Source organism: Pseudomonas brassicae, from assembly GCF_010671725.1.
GTDB classification, from domain to species: domain Bacteria; phylum Pseudomonadota; class Gammaproteobacteria; order Pseudomonadales; family Pseudomonadaceae; genus Aquipseudomonas; species Aquipseudomonas brassicae.
This window is the reverse complement of sequence record NZ_JAAHBU010000002.1, coordinates 1-23,219: the sequence shown is the minus strand read 5'-3', so window position 1 is coordinate 23,219 and position 23,219 is coordinate 1. Positions and strand designations below refer to the sequence as shown.

General features: G+C 62.7%; 16 protein-coding genes and 6 pseudogenes. 15 read left to right on the top strand and 7 right to left on the bottom strand.

Going from position 1 to position 23,219, the window contains the following annotated elements; translation table 11 throughout:
• Positions 1–29: 29 nt before the first annotated feature.
• Both G3436_RS00320 and pncA read right to left on the bottom strand, forming a co-directional pair.
• Positions 30–377 carry an ArsC family reductase gene (locus G3436_RS00320; protein ID WP_163940230.1) on the bottom strand — a complete coding sequence of 116 codons (348 nt, stop codon included), beginning with the start codon at positions 375–377 and terminating at the stop codon, positions 30–32.
• A 68-nt stretch (positions 378–445) separates the two neighbouring features.
• Positions 446–1,122, bottom strand: a pseudogene (pncA, locus tag G3436_RS00315) (bifunctional nicotinamidase/pyrazinamidase).
• Positions 1,123–1,281: 159 nt separating this feature from the next.
• Here pncA and G3436_RS00310 point away from each other — a divergent pair.
• Positions 1,282–2,927, top strand: a pseudogene (locus tag G3436_RS00310) (Na+/H+ antiporter).
• Positions 2,928–2,934: 7 nt separating this feature from the next.
• On the opposite strand, the gene G3436_RS00305 reads toward G3436_RS00310, so the two are convergent.
• The 5 genes from G3436_RS00305 to map all read right to left on the bottom strand — a co-directional run bounded on the left by G3436_RS00305 (position 2,935) and on the right by map (position 9,343).
• On the bottom strand, positions 2,935–3,666 hold the full coding sequence (locus G3436_RS00305; protein WP_163940228.1) for a M12 family metallopeptidase: 732 nt from the start codon (positions 3,664–3,666) through the stop codon (positions 2,935–2,937).
• A 93-nt stretch (positions 3,667–3,759) separates the two neighbouring features.
• Positions 3,760–4,503 carry a M12 family metallopeptidase gene (locus G3436_RS00300; RefSeq protein WP_163940226.1) on the bottom strand — a complete coding sequence of 248 codons (744 nt, stop codon included), beginning with the start codon at positions 4,501–4,503 and terminating at the stop codon, positions 3,760–3,762.
• 114 nt (positions 4,504–4,617) lie between these two features.
• A complete protein-coding gene (dapC, locus tag G3436_RS00295; protein WP_163940224.1) occupies positions 4,618–5,814 on the bottom strand; it encodes a succinyldiaminopimelate transaminase in 1,197 nt (398 codons plus the stop codon).
• 23 nt (positions 5,815–5,837) lie between these two features.
• Positions 5,838–8,540 (bottom strand): [protein-PII] uridylyltransferase, encoded by a 2,703-nt coding sequence (locus tag G3436_RS00290; RefSeq protein WP_163940222.1) that lies wholly within the window; start codon positions 8,538–8,540, stop codon positions 5,838–5,840.
• Positions 8,541–8,560: 20 nt separating this feature from the next.
• On the bottom strand, positions 8,561–9,343 hold the full coding sequence (gene map, locus G3436_RS00285) for a type I methionyl aminopeptidase (RefSeq protein ID WP_163940220.1): 783 nt from the start codon (positions 9,341–9,343) through the stop codon (positions 8,561–8,563).
• A gap of 333 nt (positions 9,344–9,676) precedes the next feature.
• Here map and rpsB point away from each other — a divergent pair, with 333 nt between their 5' ends.
• The 14 genes and pseudogenes from rpsB to lpxB form a co-directional block, all read left to right on the top strand.
• Positions 9,677–10,417, top strand: a complete 741-nt coding sequence (gene rpsB, locus G3436_RS00280; RefSeq protein WP_163940218.1) for a 30S ribosomal protein S2 — start codon at positions 9,677–9,679, stop codon at positions 10,415–10,417.
• Between the two features lie 193 nt (positions 10,418–10,610).
• On the top strand, positions 10,611–11,474 hold the full coding sequence (gene tsf / locus G3436_RS00275; RefSeq protein ID WP_163940216.1) for a translation elongation factor Ts: 864 nt from the start codon (positions 10,611–10,613) through the stop codon (positions 11,472–11,474).
• Positions 11,475–11,654: 180 nt separating this feature from the next.
• Positions 11,655–12,397 (top strand): annotated as a pseudogene (pyrH, locus tag G3436_RS00270) (UMP kinase).
• Complete coding sequence (gene frr, locus G3436_RS00265) at positions 12,394–12,951, top strand: ribosome recycling factor (protein ID WP_163940214.1); 558 nt, start codon at positions 12,394–12,396, stop codon at positions 12,949–12,951. The pseudogene pyrH and the gene frr overlap by 4 nt, the downstream one beginning before the upstream one ends.
• An 18-nt stretch (positions 12,952–12,969) precedes the next feature.
• Positions 12,970–13,725, top strand: coding sequence for a polyprenyl diphosphate synthase (gene uppS, locus G3436_RS00260; RefSeq protein WP_163940212.1), 756 nt, complete (start codon positions 12,970–12,972; stop codon positions 13,723–13,725).
• Positions 13,725–14,539, top strand: a pseudogene (locus G3436_RS00255) (phosphatidate cytidylyltransferase). The gene uppS and the pseudogene G3436_RS00255 overlap by 1 nt, the downstream one beginning before the upstream one ends.
• Positions 14,536–15,726, top strand: a complete 1,191-nt coding sequence (gene ispC, locus G3436_RS00250; protein ID WP_163940210.1) for a 1-deoxy-D-xylulose-5-phosphate reductoisomerase — start codon at positions 14,536–14,538, stop codon at positions 15,724–15,726. Before G3436_RS00255 ends, ispC begins: the two are co-directional and overlap by 4 nt.
• A 57-nt stretch (positions 15,727–15,783) precedes the next feature.
• Positions 15,784–17,135 (top strand): annotated as a pseudogene (rseP, locus tag G3436_RS00245) (RIP metalloprotease RseP).
• Positions 17,136–17,209: 74 nt separating this feature from the next.
• A complete protein-coding gene (gene bamA, locus G3436_RS00240) occupies positions 17,210–19,558 on the top strand; it encodes an outer membrane protein assembly factor BamA (protein WP_163940208.1) in 2,349 nt (782 codons plus the stop codon).
• A 45-nt stretch (positions 19,559–19,603) separates the two neighbouring features.
• Complete coding sequence (locus G3436_RS00235) at positions 19,604–20,107, top strand: OmpH family outer membrane protein (protein WP_163940206.1); 504 nt, start codon at positions 19,604–19,606, stop codon at positions 20,105–20,107.
• Positions 20,108–20,109: 2 nt separating this feature from the next.
• A pseudogene (gene lpxD, locus G3436_RS00230) lies at positions 20,110–21,166 on the top strand (UDP-3-O-(3-hydroxymyristoyl)glucosamine N-acyltransferase).
• A 111-nt stretch (positions 21,167–21,277) separates the two neighbouring features.
• Positions 21,278–21,718, top strand: coding sequence for a 3-hydroxyacyl-ACP dehydratase FabZ (fabZ, locus tag G3436_RS00225; protein ID WP_038613986.1), 441 nt, complete (start codon positions 21,278–21,280; stop codon positions 21,716–21,718).
• Complete coding sequence (gene lpxA, locus G3436_RS00220; RefSeq protein ID WP_163940204.1) at positions 21,715–22,491, top strand: acyl-ACP--UDP-N-acetylglucosamine O-acyltransferase; 777 nt, start codon at positions 21,715–21,717, stop codon at positions 22,489–22,491. Before fabZ ends, lpxA begins: the two co-directional genes overlap by 4 nt.
• Position 22,492: 1 nt before the next feature.
• Positions 22,493–23,219: lipid-A-disaccharide synthase (gene lpxB / locus G3436_RS00215; protein WP_163940202.1), on the top strand; the 727-nt coding region annotated here is incomplete at its 3' end.

Genomic DNA, 23,219 nt, shown 5'->3' with positions numbered 1-23,219 from the left:
CTTGCGAAATTAAGTGAAGGCGACGCGGCTCAGCGCACGGCTGCCGCGTACAGGTCCGGTTTGAAGCCGACCAGGGTCTTGTCGCCCAGGTCGAGTACCGGGCGCTTGATCATCGAGGGTTGCGCCAGCATCAGCTCGACGGCCTTGGCCTGGTCGAGGTTGGCCTTCTGCGCGTCATCGAGCTTGCGGAAGGTGGTGCCCGCACGGTTCAGGACCACGTCCCAGCCATGCTCGTCGCACCAGCGATCGAGGTGAGCGCGGTCGATACCCTGGGTCTTGTAATCGTGAAAGTCGTACTGGATGTGCTGTTCTTCAAGCCAGGTACGGGCTTTCTTCATCGTGTCACAGGCTTTGATGCCAAAAAGAATATAAGCCATTGAACGTCAAGGGCGTACGGGTAATCCCGCAGCAGCCCCGAAACTCCTCGAAGAATGGGTGGGCTGGATTATGCGACAACATCGGGCAGGGCGCCACGGCTGGTGCCGCACAGTTGCTGCGCCTGGATGAACTGCACGCCGGCGGCCTGCATCTGCGCCATGGCTGTGGCCAGCGAGCCGTCGGTATCGATCGCGCGGCAGGCGTCGAGCACCACGTAGGTGACGAAGCCCTCGCGGCGCGCATGCAGTGCCGACCAGGCCACACAGAAGTCCAGCGCCAGGCCGCACACGAACAGCGTGTCGATACCCTGCTCGCGCAGGTTGCCGGCCAGGCCCGTGGGGGTACGCTGGTCGGCTTCGGTGAACGCCGAATAACTGTCGACCTGGCGGTTGCCGCCCTTGCGCACGATCAACTGGGCGTGGGGGATGTTCAGGTCGGGGTGCAACTGCGCGCCCTGGCTGCCTTGAATGCAGTGGTCGGGCCAGAGTGTCTGCGCGCCATATGACAGTTCGATGACCTCGAACGGTTTTTTGCCCGGGTGGCTGGAGGCAAACGAGGCATGCCCGGCCGGTGCCAGTCCTGGGCCAGCACCACACGCTCGAAGTTCCGGCCGAGCTGGTTGAGCAGCGGCACGATCTGGTCGCCGCCCGGCACCGGCAATGCGCCGCCCGGGATGAAATCGTTTTGTACATCGATGACCAGCAGGGCGCGGGTCCGGCTATCGTGGTGGGTGGCATCGCTCATGGTGCACGCGCTCCTTGAAGTATCGTGTTACAGATTGCCGGGCCTTCTGCGACTTAGGTGCAGCGGCCGCCGACGCCGCGTAAACGGTAACATGTTGTTTCAATGGCTCATCTGCCAGCCCTTGAGCGTATGTGAAAACGAAAAGGAAAAACACGCCGTATGCAGTCAGCCTATACCGTCCTCATCCTGTTGATGCTGGTCAGTGTTTCGAAACTGGTCGGGCGCCTGATCCCGCTACCGTTGCCGCTGGTGCAGATCGCCGCCGGCGCCTTGCTGGCCTGGCCGACCCTGGGCCTGCATGTGGCGCTTGATCCGGAGCTGTTCCTGTTCCTGTTCCTGCCGCCGTTGCTGTTTTCCGATGGCTGGCGCATGCCCAAGCGCGAGCTGTGGCGCCTGCGCGGGCCGATTCTGACCCTGGCCGTGGGGCTGGTGCTGTTCACGGTGGTCGGTGCCGGCTACTTCATCCATTGGCTACTGCCGAGCATCCCGTTGCCGGTGGCCTTCGCCCTGGCGGCGGTACTGTCGCCCACCGATGCGGTGGCAGTGTCGGCGATCAGCCAGGACCGCCTGCCGACCCCGTTGATGCATATGCTGCAGGGCGAGGCGCTGATGAACGATGCCTCGGGCCTGGTGACCTTCAAGTTTGCCCTGGCGGCGGCGATCACGGGGTGTTCTCGCTGGCCGAGGCAAGCCTGACCTTCGTGCTGGTGGCTGTGGGGGGGCTGGCCATTGGCGTGGCGCTGAGCTGGCTGGTGGGGCGCTTGCGGGTGTGGATGATCGCGCGTGGCTGGGATGACCCGGCGACCCACGTGGTGTTCATGTTGCTGCTGCCGTTTGCCGCCTATGTGCTGGCCGAGCGGCTTGGCGCCTCGGGCATTCTCTCGGCGGTGGCAGCGGGCATGATGCAGAGCTGGCTCGACCTGTTGCCACGCCAGACCAGCACGCGCCTGCTCAACCGCAGCGTGTGGTCGTTGCTGGAGTTTGCCTTCAACGGGCTGATCTTCCTGCTGCTGGGTTTGCAACTGCCCGACATCGTCAAGGCGGTCACCAGCCATGAAGTATCGTTGTGGCCGACCTTGCTCTACCGCTGCCTGGATGTGGTGGCGATCTTCCTGGTGCTGCTGGCGCTGCGCTTCATCTGGGTGCAGAGCATCTGGCGCCTGATCGGCGTGATTCGCCGCTGGCGCGGCAAGGCCGAACTGGTGCTGGTGCCCACCGCGCGGTCGTGCTGGTTGCTCACCGTAGGCGGGGTGCGCGGTGCGGTGACGTTGGCGGGCGTGATGTCGGTGCCGCTGTTGATGGGCGCGGGCGTGGCCTTCCCCGAGCGTGACCTGCTGATCTTCATCGCTGCCGGGGTGATTCTGTTGTCGCTGGTGGCGGCGTGTATCGCGTTGCCGTTGCTGTTGCGCGGGGTCGAGAAGAGCCCGGACGATACCCTGCGCCAGGAGGCGCAAGAGGCCTGGCGGCGTACGGCAGAGGCGGCGATTCACGCGCTGGAGGCCCAAGAGCTGGCAGAGCCGGGTGCGCCGCAGGATGCCTCGCAGGCGGCGCTGGCCGCCGAGTTGAAGGCGCGCCTGATGGCCGAGTATCGGCAGCAGTTGGACACCTTCAACGACAGTGCCGAAGCCCAGGCGCTGGCGGCGCAGATGGACCAGCTGGAGCGCCGCCTGCGCTTGCGCGCACTGCGTGCCCAGCGTCTGGAGTTGTACCGCCTGCACCGCCAGCATCAGATCGGTGACGACGTGGTGCGCCAGGTGCTGGGTGAACTGGACATGAGCGAAGCGAACCTGGGCCCGGTCAAGTAGGGCCAGGCTACGGGTACGGATAAGCCAGGCCCATGAGCGCCTTGTCACCTTCGCTCAGTACGGCGTTGACGCCCACGCTCCAGTCCCCCAGGGTCGCGCCGTTGGGGATGGGGTAGTGCATGATCGAGTCGCGGTCGTAGGGGCGCAGCAGGCTGCCGCGACGCTCGATCCTGTCGAGAAAGTCGCGGCGAATGTCCGCTTCGCTCAGGCCGCCGGCCTGGGCTGCTGCCAGCAGTTTTTCGGTGTTCCAGGGGATGTCGGCGTCAGGGTGCTGGTGTTCATGTTCCAGGCCGAGCACGTGGCCGAACTCGTGCAGCACATTGCGCACGAAGTGTTCGTCGCCAGGCCATTCGCTCAAGGTCATGGTCGGGTCGTTGGCGCGCAAGGCATCGGTGCCGATGTAGGAGCGGTTGATATCGCTGCCGCTGGGCAGCATCTGGATGCGTATGTGAGCGCGGGCCAGGTCCTGGATGAGCACGAAGCTGATGTTGCCGTAGCAGGTCCATTGGCACGCCACGCTCATCACCGCCTGCTGGACGTCACAGGCGACGTCGCCTTCGAAGGCAATGCGCAGTTGGCGACCGGGGGCCCACAATCTGGAATGTACCGTGACGCCGCGTTTCCTGCGCCCGCCAGTGGGGGAGGCAGGTTCGTTCAGCGGGTTTTCTTCGAGTGCGGCTTCGCGGGACTGTTGCGGATCATCACAGCGTTGGGTGCTGCAATACAGGTGCTTTGACATGGGGGTGACTCCTGTTCGGGGAGTCGTGATCGTCGCGCCGATGGGTCGCCGCCAGGTCGTATCTATTTAGGGCGGCCCGTGCGCGTGGGGCGGTCAGTCAGCGCGTGGCGGATAGACGGTGCGCATGAAGGCCTTGTCCTTCTCGCTGATGACACGATTCTCGATGACCAGGCTCCAGCCATCCAGTGCCCAATCGGCCGGCACGTTGTAATGCATGATCGACCTGGGGTCGTAGACGGTGTTGTAGACCTTGCTGCGTTCGAACTTGTTGAAGAGCTGCTCGTCGACGTGCTGGCGTGTCTTGCCAGCCTCTTCGAACTGGGTGTACAGGCCTTCGGTGTCCCAGGGGATGTTGGCGTCCGGGTGCTGGTGTTCGTGCCGGGCGCCGAGCATGTGGCCGAACTCATGCAGCACGGTGTACTGGAAGTGGTCTTCCTCCGGCAAAACGCTCAGTTTCATGGTCGGCATGGCTTCAGGCAGCAGAGCTTCAGTGCCTGGCCAGCAGTAATTGATGCCTTCTTCCGGGTCAAGCATCTGAATGGTGATCTCTGCTTCGGCGTCTGGCGCGACCAGTTCGAAGGTCAGGTTGGCATATTCCAGCCAGAGGCTGCCGGCGTTGAACACCGCCTCCTGCAGGTCTTTGGGGGTGCCTTCCCAGAACCGGATCCTGAGGTGGCGCTGGGGCGCCCAGAAATTGGTGGTTTCACCCACGGCGCGCTTCTTGCGCCCGCCGCTGCCGCTGGCGGCGCTGTTGGCCGGGTTTTCCTGTACGGCCAGTGCGGCCGCCAGCGCGGGGTCGGAACAGGTGGGGTGGGTGCAAAACAGTGAGTGCGACATGTGTGTGTACCTTGATGATCGGGAGATGCGATCGTCGTGGAACGGGCATGTGCGCGGGCGGTAAATAGGTATATCGGGGGGGCCGCGCCCAGAGGCGCGGCGTTCAGGCGGGGGTTACAGGCTGCGGACGAAATCGCGGATACGCTCGGCCGCCTCGATGCACTCGGCCAGCGGGGCCACCAGTGCCAGGCGCACGCGGCCGGCACCCGGGTTGACGCCATCGACGTCACGCGAAAGGTAGGAGCCCGGCACCACAGTCACGTGCTGCTCGGCGAACAGTCGCTGGCAGAACAGCGCATCGTCCATCGGCACCTTGGGCCACAGGTAGAAGCTGCCGTCGGGGCGGCCCACGTCCAGTACCGGTGCGAGGATGTTCAGTACTGCATCGAACTTCTCGCGGTACAGGTCACGGTTGTCGCGCACGTGCGCCTCGTCGTTCCACGCGGCGATGCTCGCCAGCTGGGTCTGCACCGGCATGGCGCAACCGTGGTAGGTGCGGTACAGCAGGAACGCCTTGAGGATCTCGGCGTCACCGGCCACGAAGCCCGAGCGCAGGCCGGGCAGGTTCGAGCGCTTGGACAGGCTGTGGAACACCACGCAGCGCTTGAAGTCGCTGCGGCCGAGTTCGGCGCAGGCACTGAGCAGGCCCGGCGGTGGTGATTGCTCGTCGAAGTACAGCTCGCTGTAGCATTCGTCGGCGGCGATCACGAAATCGTACTGGTCGGCCAGGGCGATAAGCTTCTTCAGGGTCGCCAGCGGTACCAGCGCGCCGGTCGGGTTGCCTGGCGAGCACAGGAACAGGATCTGGCAGCGCTGCCAGATCTCGACCGGCACCGCGTCGAAGTCCGGGTTGAAGCCGTTGTTGTCCAGGCAGGGCAGGTAGTGCGGCTGGGCGCCGGCGAGGAACGCCGCGCCCTCGTAGATCTGGTAGAACGGGTTGGGGCTGACAATCAGCGCGTCTTCAGCGCGGTTGACCACCGCCTGGGTGAAGGCGAACAGCGCCTCGCGGGTGCCATTGACCGGCAGCACGTGGTGCGCGGCATCCAGCCAGCCGGCCGGTACGCCAAAGCGTCGCTCGCACCAGTGCACGATGCTTTCGCGCAGTGCGGGTAGGCCCAGGGTAGTCGGGTAGACCGCCATCTTGTCGAGGTTGTCGGCCAGCGCCTTGGCCACGAATGCGGGCGAGGCATGCTTGGGCTCGCCGATCGACAGCGCGATGGCGCGCTTGTCTGCGGCCGGTGTCACGCTACCCAGCAGGGCACGCAGTTTCTCGAACGGGTAGGGCTGGAGCTGGTTCAAAGCAGTGTTCATTGGCGCTGGGTCTCGTCAATCGTTCAAAAGGTGAGGCGGGCCATCTCGACGCCGCTGGCCTGGTCGACGCGCAATTGCTCGACGATCGCGGCCTGCAGGCGGCGGCACAGTTCGGGGTCGGACAGCGGCTGGTTGTCGGCGTCGGTGATGAAGAACACGTCTTCGACCCGTTCGCCCAGGGTCGCGATCTTGGCGTTCTGCAGCGACAGGTCGAACTCCAGGAAGATCTTGCCGATGCGCGCCAGCAGCCCGGGGCGGTCCGGCGCACTCAGCTCCAGGATGGTTACCGGGCGGTGGGCGTCGTTGAGGATGGTCACCTGCGGCGCGAAGGTGAAGTGCTTGAGCTGGCGCGGTACCCGGCGCTGGATGATGGTCGGGTAGTCGTCGGGGTTGCGCAGGGCCTCGCTCAGGCCTTCGCGGATCTGCTTGATGCGCTGTGGGTTGTCGCCGATCGAGCCGCCGTCGTTGTCGAGCACGATGTAGGTGTCGAGGGTGAACTGGCTGCTGGAGGTGATGATCCGGGCATCGTGAATGTTCAGGTTGAGCTGGTCCATCGCCGCCACGGTCACGGCGAAGAAGTCATGCTGATCGGGGGCATAGATGAAGATCTGCGTGCCGCCCTCGAACTCGCGTTGGGTGGTTTCCTTGATCAGCACCAGCGGGCCGCCATCGGCCGGTTGCTGCAGGATCGCGTCGGAGTGCCAGGCCACGTCGGCGGCGGTATGGCGCAGGAAATAATCATCGCCCAATTGCGACCACAACTGCTCGACGTCGTCCGGGTCGGTACCCTCGCGGATCAGGATATCCAGTGCGGCGCTCTGGGTCTGGCGGATCTGCTCTTCGCGTTCCAGCGGGTTTTCAAGGCCGCGGCGCAGGGCGCGCTTGGTCTCGGTGTAGAGCTGGCGCAGCAGGCTGGCACGCCAGGAGTTCCACAGGCTCGGGTTGGTTGCGTTGATATCGGCCACGGTGAGCACATAGAGATAGTCCAGGTGCACCTGGTCGCCCACCAGCTGGGCGAAGTCATGGATCACCTGCGGGTCGGACAGGTCCTTGCGCTGGGCGGTGGTCGACATCACCAGGTGATTGTGCACCAGCCACACGATCAGGCGGCTGTCCCAGGCCGGCAACTGATGCCGGTCGCAGAACACCTGGGCGTCTACCGCGCCGAGTTCCGAGTGGTCGCCTTGGCGGCCCTTGCCGATGTCGTGGTAGAGGCCAGCCAGGTAGATCAGCTCGGGCTTGGGCAGGCGGCCCATGAGCTTGCTGGCCAGCGGGAATTTCTCCGACACTGGGGTGTACTGCAGTTTGCGCAGGTGCTTGATCAGGTTCAGGGTGTGCGCATCGACCGTATAGATGTGGAACAGGTCGTGCTGCATCTGCCCGATGATCAGGCCGAACTCCGGCAGGTAGCGCCCCAGGATGCCGTAGCGGTTCATGCGGCGCAGGTTGCGATGGATACCGATCTCGCACTTGAACAATTCGATGAACAGGCTGGTATTGCGGATGTCGTTGCGAAACGCGTCGTCGATCAGGTGCCGGTGCTCGCGCAGCAGGCGGATGGTGTCGGCGCGCACCCCCTTGATCTCCGGGTGCTGGGCCATCAGCACGAAGATCTCCAACATGGCGAACGGGGTGCGCTTGAAGACGTTGGTGCGCACGGCCTCGATGTAGCCGTCATGCAACTGGAACCGCGGGTTCAGCGGTTGCGTGCTGCTGGAGCTGTCATCGGCGAGGATCACTTCCTCGAAGTGCTGGATGATCAGGTCGCTGAGCTCGGCAATGCTCATCACCACCCGGTAATACTGCTGCATGAACTGTTCGATGGCGCGCTTGGGGTTCTCGTCGGCAAAACCCAGCAGCGCGGCGATGCTGCGCTGGTGGTCGAACAGCAGGCGGTCTTCGGCGCGCCCGGCCAGCATGTGCAGGGCGTAGCGCACCTTCCACAGGAACTCCTGGGACGAGGCCAGCAGGTTGTTCTCGCTTTCGAGCAGGAAGCCTTCGCCGGCCAGGGCGTGCAGGTTGAGCGTGCCGTATTGGCGACGGGCTACCCACAGTACGGTCTGGATGTCGCGCAGGCCGCCCGGCGAGCCCTTGACGTTGGGCTCCAGGTTGTACTCGGTGTCATTGTACTTGTGGTGCCGGGCTTTCTGCTCGGCGCGCTTGGCCAGGAAGAACTCCTTGCTCGGCCACATGTGGGTGGTGCTGGTGACCTCGAGCATGCGTTGACGCAGGCGCTCGGGGCCGCAAATGGTGCGGCTTTCCATCAGGTTGGTGACGACGGTGAGGTCGGCCCGCGCCTGCTCGGCGCATTCGTCCACCGAACGCACGCTCTGGCCGACCTCCAGGCCGATGTCCCAGAGCAGGGTCAGGAAGCGCTCGATGGAGTCGCGAAATACCTCGTGGTCGGCGCTGTCGAGCAGGATCAGCAGATCGATGTCGGAGTAGGGGTGCAGTTCGCCGCGCCCGTAGCCGCCGACGGCGACCAGGGCGATATCGGCTTCGTCGCCCCAGTCGAACTGATTCCAGGCCTGATGCAGGATGTTGTCGACGAACCAGGCACGGTCCTCGATCAGCCGGCGGATCTCGCGGCCGCTGCGAAAGCGCCCGTCGAGCACCTCGCCGGCCTGGCGGATGGCTTTCTTGAAGGCCGCGATAGGGCTGGCCTTGAGGGCCAGTTCCGCCTGGAACTGGCCGCGGTCGAACAGCTCGGGATCCACCTGGGGCATCGATTAGCGTTCCTGTCGGGTCAGGCCGAAGTGCGTGGGATGGTGTCGTCTTTGCGCAGGGTGAAGATCTCGTAGCCGGTGGCGGTGACCACCAGGGTGTGTTCCCACTGTGCCGAGAGCTTGCGGTCCTTGGTGATGGCGGTCCAGCCGTCGCCCAGTACCTTGGTGTCGGCCTTGCCCTGGTTGATCATCGGCTCGATGGTGAAGGTCATGCCTTCCTTGAGCTCCATGCCGGTACCGGCGCGGCCGTAGTGCAGGATCTGCGGCTCTTCGTGGAACACCTTGCCGATGCCGTGGCCACAGAATTCGCGTACCACCGAGAAACCGTTCTTTTCCGCATGCTTCTGGATCACTTCGCCGATGTCGCCCAGGCGGCAGCCCGGCTTGACCAGTTCGATGGCCTTGTACATGCATTCCTGGGTGACCTGCGACAGACGCTCGGCCCAGACCGGCACGTTGCCGACGTGGAACATACGGCTGGTGTCGCCGTGGTAGCCGTCCTTGATCACGGTCACGTCGATGTTCAGGGTGTCGCCATCCTTGAGCGGCTTGTCGCCGGGGATGCCGTGGCACACCACGTGGTTGACCGAGGTGCAGATCGACTTGGGGAAGCCCTTGTAGTTGAGCGGTGCCGGGATCGCGCCTTGCACGTTGACGATGTAGTCGTGGCACAGGCGATCGAGGGTTTCGGTGGTCACGCCAGGCTTGACGTGCGCTTCGATCATCTCCAGGACTTCGGCGGCCAGGCGGCCGGCGACGCGCATCTTTTCGATGTCTTCGGCGGTTTTGATGTTGACGGTCATTGCAGGCTCTCTAACACGGCGCGCGAGCGCAGATAAACGGGAAAGTCACGATTCTAACAGAGCGCGACGCGTGGCTGGGGCTTGGGCGGGCGGGCTTTGCCTACTATTTATGTGATCGGCTGGCACGTGCGCCGGCAAGTTACTGGGCTGATTGTTTTTTCGGGTTTCGCTGGGGGCACTTGTGTGGTATAAAATGCGCCGCTTTCGGGGATAGCCCCGTCAGCTCAAACCCACACACGTGTCGACACGATGGCCTGGGTGCTCCTGGTTTTCGAATCCGGGGTTGGTCATTGGGATACGTGGAGGCCCAACCCGACTTATCAAGGAACTATCATGTCCCAAGTCAATATGCGCGATATGCTGAAGGCCGGTGTGCACTTCGGTCACCAAACCCGTTACTGGAATCCGAAAATGGGCAAGTACATTTTCGGCGCGCGTAACAAGATTCACATCATCAACCTTGAAAAAACCCTGCCAATGTTCAACGAGGCACTGACCTTCGTAGAGCGTCTGGCCCAGGGCAAAAACAAGATTCTGTTCGTCGGCACCAAGCGTTCGGCTGGCAAGATCGTTGCTGAAGAAGCAGCACGTTGCGGCTCGCCGTACGTCGATCACCGCTGGTTGGGCGGCATGCTGACCAACTACAAGACCATTCGTGCTTCGATCAAGCGTCTGCGCGACCTGGAAACCCAGGCCGAAGATGGTACGTTCACCAAGCTGACCAAGAAAGAAGCGCTGATGCGCAGCCGCGATCTGGAAAAACTGGATCGCAGCCTGGGTGGTATCAAGGACATGGGCGGCCTGCCTGATGCCCTGTTCGTGATCGACGTTGACCACGAGCGCATCGCTATCACCGAAGCCAACAAGCTGGGCATCCCGGTCATCGGCGTTGTCGATACCAACAGCAGCCCGGAAGGCGTTGACTACATCATCCCAGGCAACGATGACGCCATTCGCGCCATCCAGCTGTACATGGGTTCGATGGCTGACGCCGTTATCCGTGGTCGCAACAATGTTGCCGGCGGCACCGAAGTGTTCGCAGAAGAAGCAGCTGCACCGGCTGCCGAAGCCTGAGTAACTGACGCTTAGCGTCGACTCGGCACGCAAAAAGGGGGCTTGGCCCCCTTTTTGCCACCTTGAAATCCTCTTGTCAGCGTCGCCGTTGCATCATTGCTGACTGCATGTGCTCTGGCAGTGGATTTCCAGAATTGAACGCCCGTCAAGTATCGGGTGGAATGGTTGAAAACCTATCCAAGAGGAATTTGAAATGGCAGCAATTACTGCAGCGCTGGTCAAAGAACTGCGCGAGCGTACCGGCGAAGGCATGATGGATTGCAAGAAAGCCCTGGAAAAGGCTGACGGCGACATCGAAAAAGCCATTGATGACATGCGCGCTTCGGGCGCCATCAAGGCTGCTAAAAAGGCTGGCAACGTTGCCGCCGAAGGCGCCATCGCGATCAAGGCTGACGACAAGTCCGCCGTCCTGCTGGAAGTCAACTCGCAGACCGACTTCCTGGCTCTGCAAGACGACTTCAAGACCTTCGTCGCTGAAAGCGTTGAACAGGCCTTCGCTGAAAAACTGACCGACGCCGCTCCGCTGATCGCTTCGCGCGAAGCTGCTCGTGAAGCGCTGGTTGCCAAGGTTGGCGAGAACGTCAACATCCGTCGCCTGGTGCGCGTTGAAGGTGACGTTGTCGGTACCTACCTGCACGGCAACAAGATCGGTGTTGCGGTTGTCCTGAAAGGCGGCGACGTCGAGCTGGCCAAGGACATCGCCATGCACGTGGCGGCGACCAACCCTGAGTTCCTGCTGCCGTCGGAAGTTTCGGCTGAAGCGATCGAGCGCGAGAAGGGCGTCTTCCTGACCCTGAACGAAGACAAGATCAAGGGCAAGCCTGAGAACATCGTCGAGAACATGGTCAAAGGCCGTATCTCGAAGTTCCTGGCCGAAGCCAGCCTGGTCGAGCAAGCGTTCGTCAAGAACCCTGAAGTCAAGGTCGGCGAACTGGCCAAGAAAGCCGGCGCTGAAATCGTTTCCTTCACCTACTTCAAAGTAGGCGAAGGCATCGAGAAGCCAGTCGACAACTTCGCTGAAGAAGTTGCCGCACAGCTGGCTGCTGCCAAGCAGTAAGACAGACTTACCTCTGTCGCCCCAAAGAGGCTGCCCGCTCACGCGCGCAGCCTCTTTGTCAAAGCGGGGGCGGTTTACAAGATCGCCCCACGCTGGCGCAGTCGCTGCGCCACGCTACAGTTAGCAGGCTGAAAACAGCCCGCCAGATTTTTTTTCAAAACGCCGCAGGAGAGATTCGCAATGGCTCAGCAGGGCAGTGGTTATCAAGCTCGCTATAAACGCATTCTACTCAAGCTTAGCGGCGAGGCCCTGATGGGCTCGGAAGAGTTCGGCATCGACCCCAAGGTGCTGGATCGCATGGCGCTGGAAGTCGGCCAACTGGTCGGTATCGGTGTCCAGGTCGGCCTGGTCATCGGTGGCGGCAACCTGTTTCGTGGTGCGGCGCTCAGCGCAGCAGGCATGGACCGCGTTACCGGCGACCACATGGGCATGCTGGCCACGGTGATGAATGCACTGGCCATGCGTGACGCATTGGAGCGGGCGAACATTACCGCCATCGTCATGTCGGCGATCTCCATGGTGGGCGTGACCGATCACTACGATCGTCGCAAGGCCATGCGTCACCTGAACGCCAAGGAGGTCGTGATTTTTGCCGCGGGTACCGGCAACCCGTTCTTCACCACCGATTCCGCCGCTTGCCTGCGCGCCATCGAAATCGATGCGACGTGGTATTGAAGGCAACCAAGGTCGATGGTGTATACACTGCAGACCCATTCAAAGACCCGCATGCCGAGAAGTTCGATCATCTGACCTACGATGAAGTGCTGGATCGCAAGCTGGGGGTAATGGATCTGACGGCAATCTGCCTGTGCCGCGACCACAAGATGCCACTGCGTGTCTTCAACATGAACAAGCCTGGCGCCCTGCTGAACATCGTGCACGGCGGCGCTGAAGGAACCCTGATCGAGGAAGTTCAAAAATGATCAACGAAATCAAGAAAGACGCCCAAGAGCGCATGCAGAAATCGCTGGAATCCCTGGCGCACGCTTTCAGCCGCATCCGTACCGGCCAGGCCCACCCGAGCGTCCTTGAAGGCGTCATGGTGCCTTACTACGGCACAGATACGCCGATCAAGCAAGTGGCCAACATCACCGTCAAAGACGCGCGTACCCTGCAGGTCGTGGCGTTCGAGCGCAACATGCTCGGCGCAGTCGACAAGGCCATCGGCAGTGCTGGCCTGAACCTCAACCCGACCAACCTGGGCGAGTTGCTGCTGATCACCATGCCGGCCCTGACCGAGGAAACCCGCAAGGGCTTCACCAAGCAGGCCCGTGAAGCGGCCGAGGATGCGCGGGTTGCCGTGCGCAACATCCGTCGCGATGCCATCAGCCAGTTCAAGGATCTGGTCAAGGAAAAGGAAATCAGCGAAGACGACGAGCGTCGTGCCGCCGACGACATCCAGAAGCTGACCGACAAGTTCGTGGCCGAGATCGAAGTGGCTGTGAAGCAGAAAGAAAAGGACCTGATGGCCGTTTAAGGGCCGGGACTTTTTTCAATGGAAAAGACCAAGCAGGGTGTGCCTTCCGTGGTGCCGCGCCATGTCGCGATCATCATGGACGGAAATAATCGCTGGGCGAAGAAGCGCCTGTTGCCTGGCGTTGCCGGGCACAAGGCTGGCGTGGATGCGGTGCGCGCAGTCATCGAGGTGTGCGCCGAGGCCAAGGTCGAGGTGCTGACCCTGTTCGCCTTCTCCAGCGAAAACTGGCAGCGTCCGGCCGAAGAGGTCGGTGCGCTGATGGAGCTGTTCTTCACGGCGTTGCGCCGTGAAGCCAGGCGGCTCAATGAAAACAACATCAGCCTGCGCATCATCGGAGATCGCTCGCGCTTTCATCCGGAGTTGCAGGCTGCCATGCGCGAAGCCGAAGCGCTGACCGCCGGCAGCAATCGCTTCATCCTGCAGATCGCCGCCAACTATGGGGGGCAGTGGGATATCGCCCAGGCTGCCCAGCGCCTGGCGCGTGAAGTGCAGGCCGGGCACCTGCGCCCGGAAGACATCACCCCCGAATTGCTGCAGCCGTGCCTGGCCACCGGCGACCTGCCGTTGCCGGACCTGTGCATCCGCACCGGTGGCGAGCACCGCATCAGCAATTTCCTGCTGTGGCAGTTGGCCTATGCCGAGCTGTATTTCTCCGACCTGTTCTGGCCGGACTTCAAACACGAGGCCATGCGCACTGCATTGGCCGATTTCGCTTCGCGCCAGCGCCGCTTCGGTAAAACCAGCGAGCAGGTCGAAGCTGGAGCCCGTGCTTAATGCTTAAACAACGCATCATCACTGCGCTGATCCTGTTGCCGATTGCCCTGTGTGGCTTCTTTTTGCTGGATGGGGCAAGTTTTGCCCTGTTCATCGGTCTGGTGGTTACCCTGGGCGCCTGGGAGTGGGCACGCCTGGCCGGCCTGGTGGCCCAGGGCCTGCGCGTGGCCTATGCGGTCGTGGTGGCGGGGCTGCTGATGTTGTTGCACCTGATGCCTGATCTGGCCCCCTGGGTGCTGGGCGCTTCGGTACTGTGGTGGGGCCTGGCCACCTGGTTGGTGCTGACCTATCCGCGTACCAGCGAACTGTGGGCGAGCGCTGCCTGTCGCTGCTGATCGGCCTGCTGGTGTTGCTGCCGGCCTGGCAGGGGCTGGTGCTGATCAAGCACTGGTCGATGGGCAACTGGCTGATCCTGGCGGTGATGGTGCTGGTCTGGGGTGCTGACATCGGTGCGTACTTCTCGGGCCGCGCCTTTGGCAAGCGCAAGCTGGCGCCACAGGTCAGCCCGGGTAAAAGCTGGGAAGGCGTCTATGGTGGCCTGGCACTGAGCCTGGTGATCACTGCAGTGGTCGGTGTGAGCCGCGACTGGAGTGCAGGTGAACTGATCCTTGGCTTGATCGGCGCCGCGGTGGTGGTACTGGTGTCGGTGGTGGGTGACCTGACCGAAAGCATGTTCAAGCGCCGCTCCGGGATCAAGGACAGCAGCAACCTGTTGCCGGGCCATGGCGGCGTGCTTGACCGTATCGACAGCCTGACGGCGGCGATCCCGCTGTTTGCGGTGCTGCTGTGGGCTGCCAATTGGGGCGCACTGTGAGCCGCCCGCAACGGATTACCGTGCTGGGCGCCACCGGCTCGATTGGCTTGAGCACGCTGGATGTGATTGCGCGCCATCCCGAGCGTTACCAGGTGTTTGCCCTGAGTGGCTATTCGCGCCTGGCCGAGCTGCTGGCGCTGTGCCTGCGTCATGCGCCGGTGTTTGCCGTGGTGCCTGGCGCGGCAGCGGCGCAGCAGTTGCAGGCCGACCTGCGTGCAGCCGGCTCGGGCACCGAGGTGCTGGTAGGCGAAGCTGGCCTGTGCCAGGTGGCCGCCGATCCCCAGGTGGATGCGGTGATGGCCGCCATCGTCGGTGCGGCGGGCCTGCGCCCGACCCTGGCGGCGGTAGAGGCGGGCAAGAAGGTGCTGCTGGCCAACAAGGAGGCACTGGTGATGTCCGGTGCACTGTTCATGCAGGCGGTGCAGCGCAGCGGCGCTGTATTGCTGCCGATCGACAGCGAGCACAATGCGATCTTCCAGTGCCTGCCCGGCGACTATGCCCGCGGCCTGGCCCAGGTGGGGGTGCGGCGCATCCTGCTGACCGCTTCGGGTGGGCCGTTTCGCCAGACGCCGCTGGACCAGTTGGCGAATGTCACGCCGGAACAGGCCTGTGCACACCCTAACTGGTCGATGGGGCGCAAGATTTCCGTCGACTCGGCGAGCATGATGAACAAGGGGCTTGAACTGATCGAGGCGTGCTGGCTGTTCGATGCGCGCCCGTCCCAGGTCGAGGTGGTGATCCACCCGCAAAGCGTCATCCACTCGCTGGTCGACTACGTCGATGGCTCGGTGTTGGCGCAGTTGGGCAACCCGGACATGCGTACGCCGATCGCCAATGCGCTGGCCTGGCCAGAGCGGATCGACTCGGGAGTGGCGCCGTTGGACCTGTTCGCTGTTGCCCGCCTGGATTTCGAAGCGCCCGACGAGCAGCGCTTCCCGTGCCTGCGCCTGACGCGCGAAGCGGCCGAGGCTGGCAACAGTGCGCCGGCCATGCTCAATGCGGCCAACGAAGTGGCGGTCGACGCATTTCTTCAAGGGCGCATCCGCTTTGTGCAGATCCCGAGTATCATCGAACACGTGCTCAATCAGGAGCCGGTCGTTGCAGTGCCTACGCTGGACGCGGTGTTTGCCGCCGACCAATGCGCGCGCCGCCTGGCCGGGAGCTGGTTGGAGCGTCACGGGTGCTGATGTGAAACGCCGCCATGGGTTGCACCAGCGCCTGCTGAACGTCATTCGGAGAAAGACATGAGTGCGCTCTACATGATTATCGGCACCCTGGTGGCATTGGGTGTGCTGGTCACCTTTCACGAATTCGGTCACTTCTGGGTGGCGCGGCGCTGTGGCGTCAAGGTATTGCGGTTTTCCGTAGGCTTCGGCATGCCGCTGGTGCGCTGGCATGACCGCCACGGTACCGAGTTCGTGGTCGCGGCCATCCCGCTGGGCGGCTACGTGAAGATGCTCGACGAGCGTGAAGGCGAGGTGCCTGCACATCAGCTCGACCAGTCGTTCAACCGCAAGAGCGTGCGCCAGCGCATCGCTATCGTGGCCGCCGGCCCGATTGCCAACTTCCTGCTTGCCATCGTGTTCTTCTGGGCCTTGGCGATGCTCGGCAGCCAGCAGGCACGCCCGGTCATCGGCGCGGTCGAGGCGGGCAGCCTGGCGGCGCTCGCAGGCCTGGGGGCGGGGCAGGAAATCGTCGCCGTCGACGGCAAGCCGACCAACGGCTGGGCCGCTGTCAACCTGCAGCTGGTTCGCCGGCTGGGTGAAAGCGGTGCGCTGCAGGTCAGCGTGCGCCAGGACGGCGCCAGCGCCGACAGCAGCCACACGATCAAGCTCGATGACTGGCTCAAGGGCGCCGATGAGCCCGACCCGATTCGCTCCCTGGGCATTCGCCCATGGCGTCCGGCGCTGGCCCCGGTGCTCGCAGAGCTCGATCCGAAGGGGCCGGCGCAGGCCGCCGGTCTGAAAACCGGTGATCGCCTGCTGACCCTGGATGGCCAGGTATTGAGCGACTGGCAGCAGGTGGTCGACCGTGTGCGCGGCCTGGCGGGCAGCCGCATCGTGCTGCGCGTCGAGCGTGACGGCGCGGCACTGGAAGTGCCAGTGACCCTGGCCAGTCGCGGTGAAGGGAAGAATGCCAGCGGTTATCTGGGGGCTGGCGTAGCGCCAGTGGAGTGGCCGGCGGCCATGTTGCGGGAGGTCACCTACGGCCCGCTCGAAGCCTTTGGCGAAGGGGTTTCGCGTACCTGGAACATGAGCGTGCTGACCCTGGATTCGCTGAAGAAAATGCTGTTCGGCGAGCTCTCGGTAAAAAACTTGAGCGGACCGATAACCATTGCTAAAGTGGCGGGCGCTTCAGCCCAGTCCGGTGTTGGGGATTTCCTGAATTTCCTCGCCTACCTGAGCATTAGCCTGGGGGTTCTTAATTTGCTGCCCATTCCTGTACTGGATGGGGGCATTTGCTGTTTTACCTGATCGAATGGGCGCGTGGTCGTCCGTTGTCGGATCGGGTGCAAGGTTGGGGGGTCCAGATCGGTATCAGTTTGGTAGTCGGGGTGATGTTGCTGGCCCTGATAAACGATTTGGGTCGACTGTAACGCTTCGTTCAATTGCGAACCTGCCGCCTCCCGCGGCGGGTCGTTTATTGCCAGTTGGAATAAGAAAGGACTTCATGAAACGTCTGCTGCTAACTGCGGTTCTCGCCGTACTGATGATCGCTGAAGTTCACGCCGAGTCCTTCACCATCTCCGATATTCGTGTCAATGGTCTGCAGCGGGTTTCCGCGGGCAGCGTGTTCGGCGCCTTGCCATTGAACGTTGGGGACGAGGCCGATGATCGGCGCCTGGTGGATTCCACCCGTGCGCTGTTCAAGACCGGCTTCTTCCAGGACATCCAACTGGGTCGCGACGGCAACGTCCTGATCATCACTGTGGTCGAACGTCCCTCGGTGTCGAGCATCGAGATCGAAGGCAACAAGGCGATCAGCACCGAAGACCTGATGAAGGGCCTGAAACAGTCGGGCCTGGCCGAAGGTGAAATCTTCCAGCGCGCCACCCTCGAAGGTGTGCGTAACGAGCTGCAGCGCCAGTACGTTGCCCAGGGCCGCTACTCGGCCGAGGTCGACGCCGAGGTGGTGCCGCAGCCGCGCAACCGCGTGGGCCTGAAGATCAACATCAACGAAGGCACGGTCGCGGCCATCCAGCACATCAACGTCGTGGGCAACACCAAGTTCACCGACGACGAACTGGCCAGCCTGTTCGAGCTCAAGACCACCAACTGGCTGTCGTTCTTCAAGAACGACGACAAGTATGCCCGCGAAAAGCTCTCCGGTGACCTGGAGCGTCTGCGTTCCTACTACCTGGACCGCGGCTACATCAACATGGACATCGCCTCTACCCAGGTGTCGATCACCCCGGACAAGAAGCACGTCTACATCACCGTCAACGTCAACGAAGGCGAGAAGTACACCGTTCGCGACGTCAAGCTGTCCGGCGACCTCAAGGTTCCGGAAGACCAGGTCAAGGCGCTGATGCTGGTACAGCCTGGCCAGGTGTTCTCGCGCAAGGTGATGACCACCACCTCCGAGCTGATCACCCGTCGCCTGGGCAACGAAGGCTATACCTTCGCCAACGTCAACGGCGTGCCACAGCCGCATGATGACGACCACACCGTCGACATCACCTTTGTCGTCGACCCGGGCAAGCGTGCCTACGTCAACCGCATCAACTTCCGTGGCAACACCAAGTCCGAGGACGAAGTGCTGCGCCGTGAAATGCGCCAGATGGAAGGTGGCTGGGCATCGACCTACCTGATCGACCAGTCCAAGACCCGTCTGGAGCGCCTGGGCTTCTTCAAGGAAGCCAACGTCGAGACCCCGGCCGTACCGGGTACCGACGACCAGGTCGACGTGAACTACAGCGTTGAAGAGCAAGCCTCCGGTTCGATCACCGCCAGTGTCGGTTTCGCCCAGAGCGCGGGCCTGATCCTGGGTGGTTCGATCAGCCAGAACAACTTCCTGGGTACCGGTAACAAGGTGTCCATCGGCCTGACCCGTTCCGAGTACCAGAGCCGATACAACTTCGGCTTCGTGGACCCCTACTGGACTGCCGATGGCGTCAGCCTGGGTTACAACGCCTTCTACCGCACCACCGACTACGATGACCTCGACGTCGACGTGGCCAGCTATGCGGTGGACAGCCTGGGTGCGGGCGTCAGCGTCGGCTACCCGATCAGCGAGACCTCGCGCCTGACCTTCGGCCTGACCGCGCAGCAGGACAAGATCAAGACCGGTCGCTATACCGTTGACGAGATCTTCGACTTCGTCAAAGAGGAAGGCGACAACTACCTGAACTTCAAGGCCTCGGCCGGCTGGTCCGAATCGACCCTGAACAAAGGCGTGCTGGCCACCCGCGGTCACTCCCAGAGCCTGGTGCTCGAGGCGACCACGCCGGGCAGCGATCTGTCGTTCTTCAAGCTCGACTACCGTGGCCAGCTGTTCAAGCCGATCAACAATGACTACACCCTGCGCCTGCACACCGAGCTGGGTTACGGCGACGGCTTCGGCGGTACCTCGGGCCTGCCGTTCTACGAGAACTACTACGCCGGTGGTTTCAACTCGGTTCGTGGCTTCAAGGACAGCAGCCTGGGCCCGCGCAGTACGCCAAGTACCGGCAAGAACCCTGGCACCGCGCGTGATCCGGACCAGGATCCCCTGCCGTTCGGCGGCAACGTGCTGGTCCAGGGCGGCATGGAGCTGCTGTTCCCGCTGCCGTTCGTCAAGGACCAGCGTTCGCTGCGCACCTCGGTCTTCTGGGATGTGGGTAACGTGTTCGACACCAACTGCGGCTCCAAGCCTGATTGCGAGAAAGTCGGCCTGGGTGGCCTGGCCAGCTCCGTCGGTCTGGGCGTGACCTGGATTACCGCACTGGGCCCGCTGAGCTTCAGCCTGGCGATGCCGGTGAAGAAGCCGGACGAAGCCGATACCCAGGTGTTCCAATTCTCTCTGGGTCAGACCTTCTAAGGGTCTGCCCCGCGTAAACGACAACGGATTCTGTAGGAGTGCATCGTGCGTAAGTTGACTCAACTGGCTGTACTGGCTGCGACCCTGATCGCAACCCCGGCATTCGCCGAGATGAAAATCGCCGTTCTGAACTATCAGATGGCCCTGCTGGAATCGGACGCTGCGAAGAAGTACGCGGTCGATGCCGAGAAAAAATTCGGCCCGCAACTGACCAAGCTGAAAAACCTGGAAAGCAGTGCCAAGGGCATCCAGGACCGTCTGGTCAAGGGTGGCGACAAGATGGCCCAGGGCGAGCGTGAGCGCCTGGAGCTTGAATTCAAGCAAAAGGCCCGTGACTTCCAGTTCCAGTCCAAGGAGCTGAACGAAGCCAAGGCCGTGGCTGACCGCGAGATGCTCAAACAGCTCAAGCCGAAACTCGACGGCGCGGTGGAAGAAGTCATCAAGAAAGGTGCCTTCGACCTGGTACTCGAGCGTGGCGCGGTCATTGATGTCAAACCTCAGTTCGACATCACCCGCCAGGTCATCGAGCGCATGAACCAGTCCCGTTGAACATGACTGCCAGCATGAAACTCGGCCAGTTGGCCGAGTTCCTCGGGGCCACCCTCAGTGGCCCGGCGGAACTCGATATCACCGGCCTTGCGACCCTGCAGGAAGCTGGACCAGGGCAATTGAGCTTCCTGGCCAATCCGCAGTACCGCAAATTTCTGCCTGAGAGCAAGGCCGCTGCGGTCCTGCTCAAGGCTGCCGATGCCGAAGGGTTTGCCGGTCACGCGTTGATCGTGGCCGACCCTTATCTGGCCTACGCACGTGTTTCTCACCTGTTCGATCCAAAGCCCCAGGGCTGTGGCGGGAATTCATCCCAGCGCCGTGGTGGCAGCGGACGCTCAGGTCGATGCCAGTGCCAGCGTGGGGGCATGTGCGGTGATCGAAAGCGGTGCCCGTATCGGCGCCGGCGTCAGTATTGGCGCACACTGCTTCATTGGCGCCCGTTGCGAAATTGGCGAGGGCGGCTGGTTGGCCCCGCGTGTCACGCTGTATCACGATGTGCGCATCGGCAAGCGGGTCGTCATTCAGTCCGGCGCGGTGCTGGGCGGTGAGGGCTTCGGCTTTGCCAGCGAGAAGGGCGTGTGGCAGAAGATCGCCCAGATCGGTGGGGTGAGCATCGGCGACGATGTCGAGATCGGGGTCAATACCGCTGTCGATCGAGGCGCGTTGGCCGATACCCGTATCGGCAATGGGGTCAAACTCGACAACCAGATCCAGATCGCCCATAACGTACAGATCGGCGACCACACGGCAATGGCCGCGTGTGTCGGTATTTCCGGCAGCACCCGTATCGGCAAGCATTGCACCATTGCCGGCGGTGTCGGTATGGTCGGGCACATTGACGTGTGTGATGGCGTTTTCGTTTCGGGGATGACCATGGTTACCCGTTCCATCACCGAGCCAGGCGCCTATTCCTCGGGTACCGCCATGCAGCCGTTGGGTGAATGGCGCAAGAGCGCTGCTCGCATTCGCCAGTTGGACGAGATGGCCAAACGTCTTCAGCAGGTGGAAAAGCGACTCGAGGCCGTGACCTCGGGCGACAAAGCTTCATCAGAAGGCTGATACCATTTCCTGATCAAGGGCGCCCAGCCGCTAGACTGCGCTCCTGATTTGCTAAAGGAGCGTTGCCCGAATGTGCGCGCTCCCTATCTTTACTACAGGCTTCCCCCCGAAATGATGGACATCAACGAAATCCGCGAATACCTGCCTCACCGTTACCCGTTCCTGCTGGTGGACCGGGTAGTGGACCTGGACGTCGAGGCTCAGCGCATTCGTGCCTACAAGAATGTCAGCATCAATGAGCCTTTCTTCAACGGTCACTTCCCGGCGCACCCGATCATGCCCGGCGTGCTGATCATCGAAGCGATGGCCCAGGCGGCCGGCATCCTCGGCTTCAAGATGCTTGACGTCAAGCCGGCCGACGGTACCCTGTATTACTTCGTCGGCTCCGACAAGCTGCGCTTCCGCCAGCCGGTGCTGCCGGGGGATCAACTGATCCTCGAAGCCAAGTTCATCAGCTGCAAGCGCCAGATCTGGAAGTTCGAGTGCCAGGCCTCGGTCGATGGCAAGCCGGTATGCTCGGCCGAGATCATCTGCGCGGAACGCAAACTATGAGTTTGATTGACCCTCGGGCAATCATCGACCCCTCGGCGAAGCTCGCCGAGGGCGTCGAGGTCGGCCCATGGTCGATCGTCGGTGCCGGGGTCGAGATCGGGGAAGGGACCGTGATTGGTCCGCATGTGATTCTCAAAGGGCCGACGCGCATCGGCAAGTACAACCGTATCTATCAGTTTTCCTCGATCGGCGAAGATACCCCTGACCTGAAGTACAAGGGTGAACCGACGCGGCTGGTGATTGGCGATCACAATGTGATCCGCGAAGGCGTGACCATTCACCGCGGCACCGTACAGGACCGCTCCGAGACGACCCTGGGTGATCACAACCTGATCATGGCCTATGCCCACATCGGGCATGACAGCGTGATCGGCAACCACTGCATCCTGGTCAACAACACTGCGCTGGCCGGGCATGTGCACGTGGGCGACTGGGCGATCCTGTCCGGCTTCACCCTGGTGCACCAGTTCTGCCATATCGGCGCCCACAGCTTTTCCGGCATGGGCACTGCGATCGGCAAGGATGTCCCGGCGTTCGTCACCGTGTTCGGCAATCCGGCCGAGGCGCGCAGCATGAACTTCGAGGGTATGCGCCGTCGGGGTTTCAGCGAAGACGCCATTCACGCCCTGCGCCGTGCCTACAAGGTGGTGTATCGCCAGAGCCTGACCGTCGAGCAGGCCGTGGCCGAACTCGCCGAGCCTGCCCAGCAATTCCCCGAGGTCGACCTGTTCCTCAAGTCGATCCAGAACTCCGCCCGCGGCATTACGCGCTGATATGACCGAACTCTGTGTAGCGCTGGTGGCCGGTGAGGCCAGTGGCGACATTCTGGGCGCGGGCCTGATGCGTGCGCTCAAGGCGCGCCACCCGCAGGTGCGCTTCATCGGCGTCGGCGGCCCGTTGATGGAAGCCGAAGGCCTGAGCTCCTGCTTTCCCATGGAGCGCCTGGCGGTCATGGGCCTGGTTGAAGTGCTGGGTCGCCTGCGCGAGCTGCTCAAGCGGCGCAAGCTGTTGATCCAGACGCTGATCGAGCAGCAGCCGGACGTGTTCATCGGCATCGACGCGCCGGACTTCACCCTCAACATCGAACTCAAGTTGCGCCAGGCCGGGATCAAGACCGTGCACTACGTCAGCCCCTCGGTATGGGCCTGGCGACAGAAACGTGTGCTGAAGATCCGCGAAGGCTGCGACCTGATGCTGACGCTGTTTCCGTTCGAGGCGAAATTCTACGAAGAGCAGGGCGTACCGGTGCGTTTCGTCGGCCACCCGCTGGCCGATACCATCCCGCTGGATGCCGACCGTGCTGCGGCGCGCAACGCCCTGAGCCTGCCCGAAGGGCCGCTGGTGGCCTTGATGCCCGGCAGCCGCGGTGGCGAGGTCGGGCGCCTGGGCGAGCTGTTCCTGGACACTGCGCAACGGCTGCAGGCATTGGTGCCGGGGGTGCGCTTCGTGTCACCGTGCGCCAACCCGACGCGGCGTGCCCAGCTCGAACAGATGCTGGTTG

Excerpts from the sequence above, each read along its gene's own strand:
- G3436_RS00320 (WP_163940230.1), bottom strand. The coding sequence starts at position 377 with ATGGCTTATATTCTTTTTGGCATCAAAGCCTGTGACACGATGAAGAAA.
- G3436_RS00305 (WP_163940228.1), bottom strand. The coding sequence starts at position 3,666 with ATGTCAAAGCACCTGTATTGCAGCACCCAACGCTGTGATGATCCGCAA.
- G3436_RS00300 (WP_163940226.1), bottom strand. The coding sequence starts at position 4,503 with ATGTCGCACTCACTGTTTTGCACCCACCCCACCTGTTCCGACCCCGCG.
- dapC (WP_163940224.1), bottom strand. The coding sequence starts at position 5,814 with ATGAACACTGCTTTGAACCAGCTCCAGCCCTACCCGTTCGAGAAACTG.
- G3436_RS00290 (WP_163940222.1), bottom strand. The coding sequence starts at position 8,540 with ATGCCCCAGGTGGATCCCGAGCTGTTCGACCGCGGCCAGTTCCAGGCG.
- map (WP_163940220.1), bottom strand. The coding sequence starts at position 9,343 with ATGACCGTCAACATCAAAACCGCCGAAGACATCGAAAAGATGCGCGTC.
- rpsB (WP_163940218.1), top strand. The coding sequence starts at position 9,677 with ATGTCCCAAGTCAATATGCGCGATATGCTGAAGGCCGGTGTGCACTTC.
- tsf (WP_163940216.1), top strand. The coding sequence starts at position 10,611 with ATGGCAGCAATTACTGCAGCGCTGGTCAAAGAACTGCGCGAGCGTACC.
- frr (WP_163940214.1), top strand. The coding sequence starts at position 12,394 with ATGATCAACGAAATCAAGAAAGACGCCCAAGAGCGCATGCAGAAATCG.
- uppS (WP_163940212.1), top strand. The coding sequence starts at position 12,970 with ATGGAAAAGACCAAGCAGGGTGTGCCTTCCGTGGTGCCGCGCCATGTC.
- bamA (WP_163940208.1), top strand. The coding sequence starts at position 17,210 with ATGAAACGTCTGCTGCTAACTGCGGTTCTCGCCGTACTGATGATCGCT.
- fabZ (WP_038613986.1), top strand. The coding sequence starts at position 21,278 with ATGATGGACATCAACGAAATCCGCGAATACCTGCCTCACCGTTACCCG.
- lpxA (WP_163940204.1), top strand. The coding sequence starts at position 21,715 with ATGAGTTTGATTGACCCTCGGGCAATCATCGACCCCTCGGCGAAGCTC.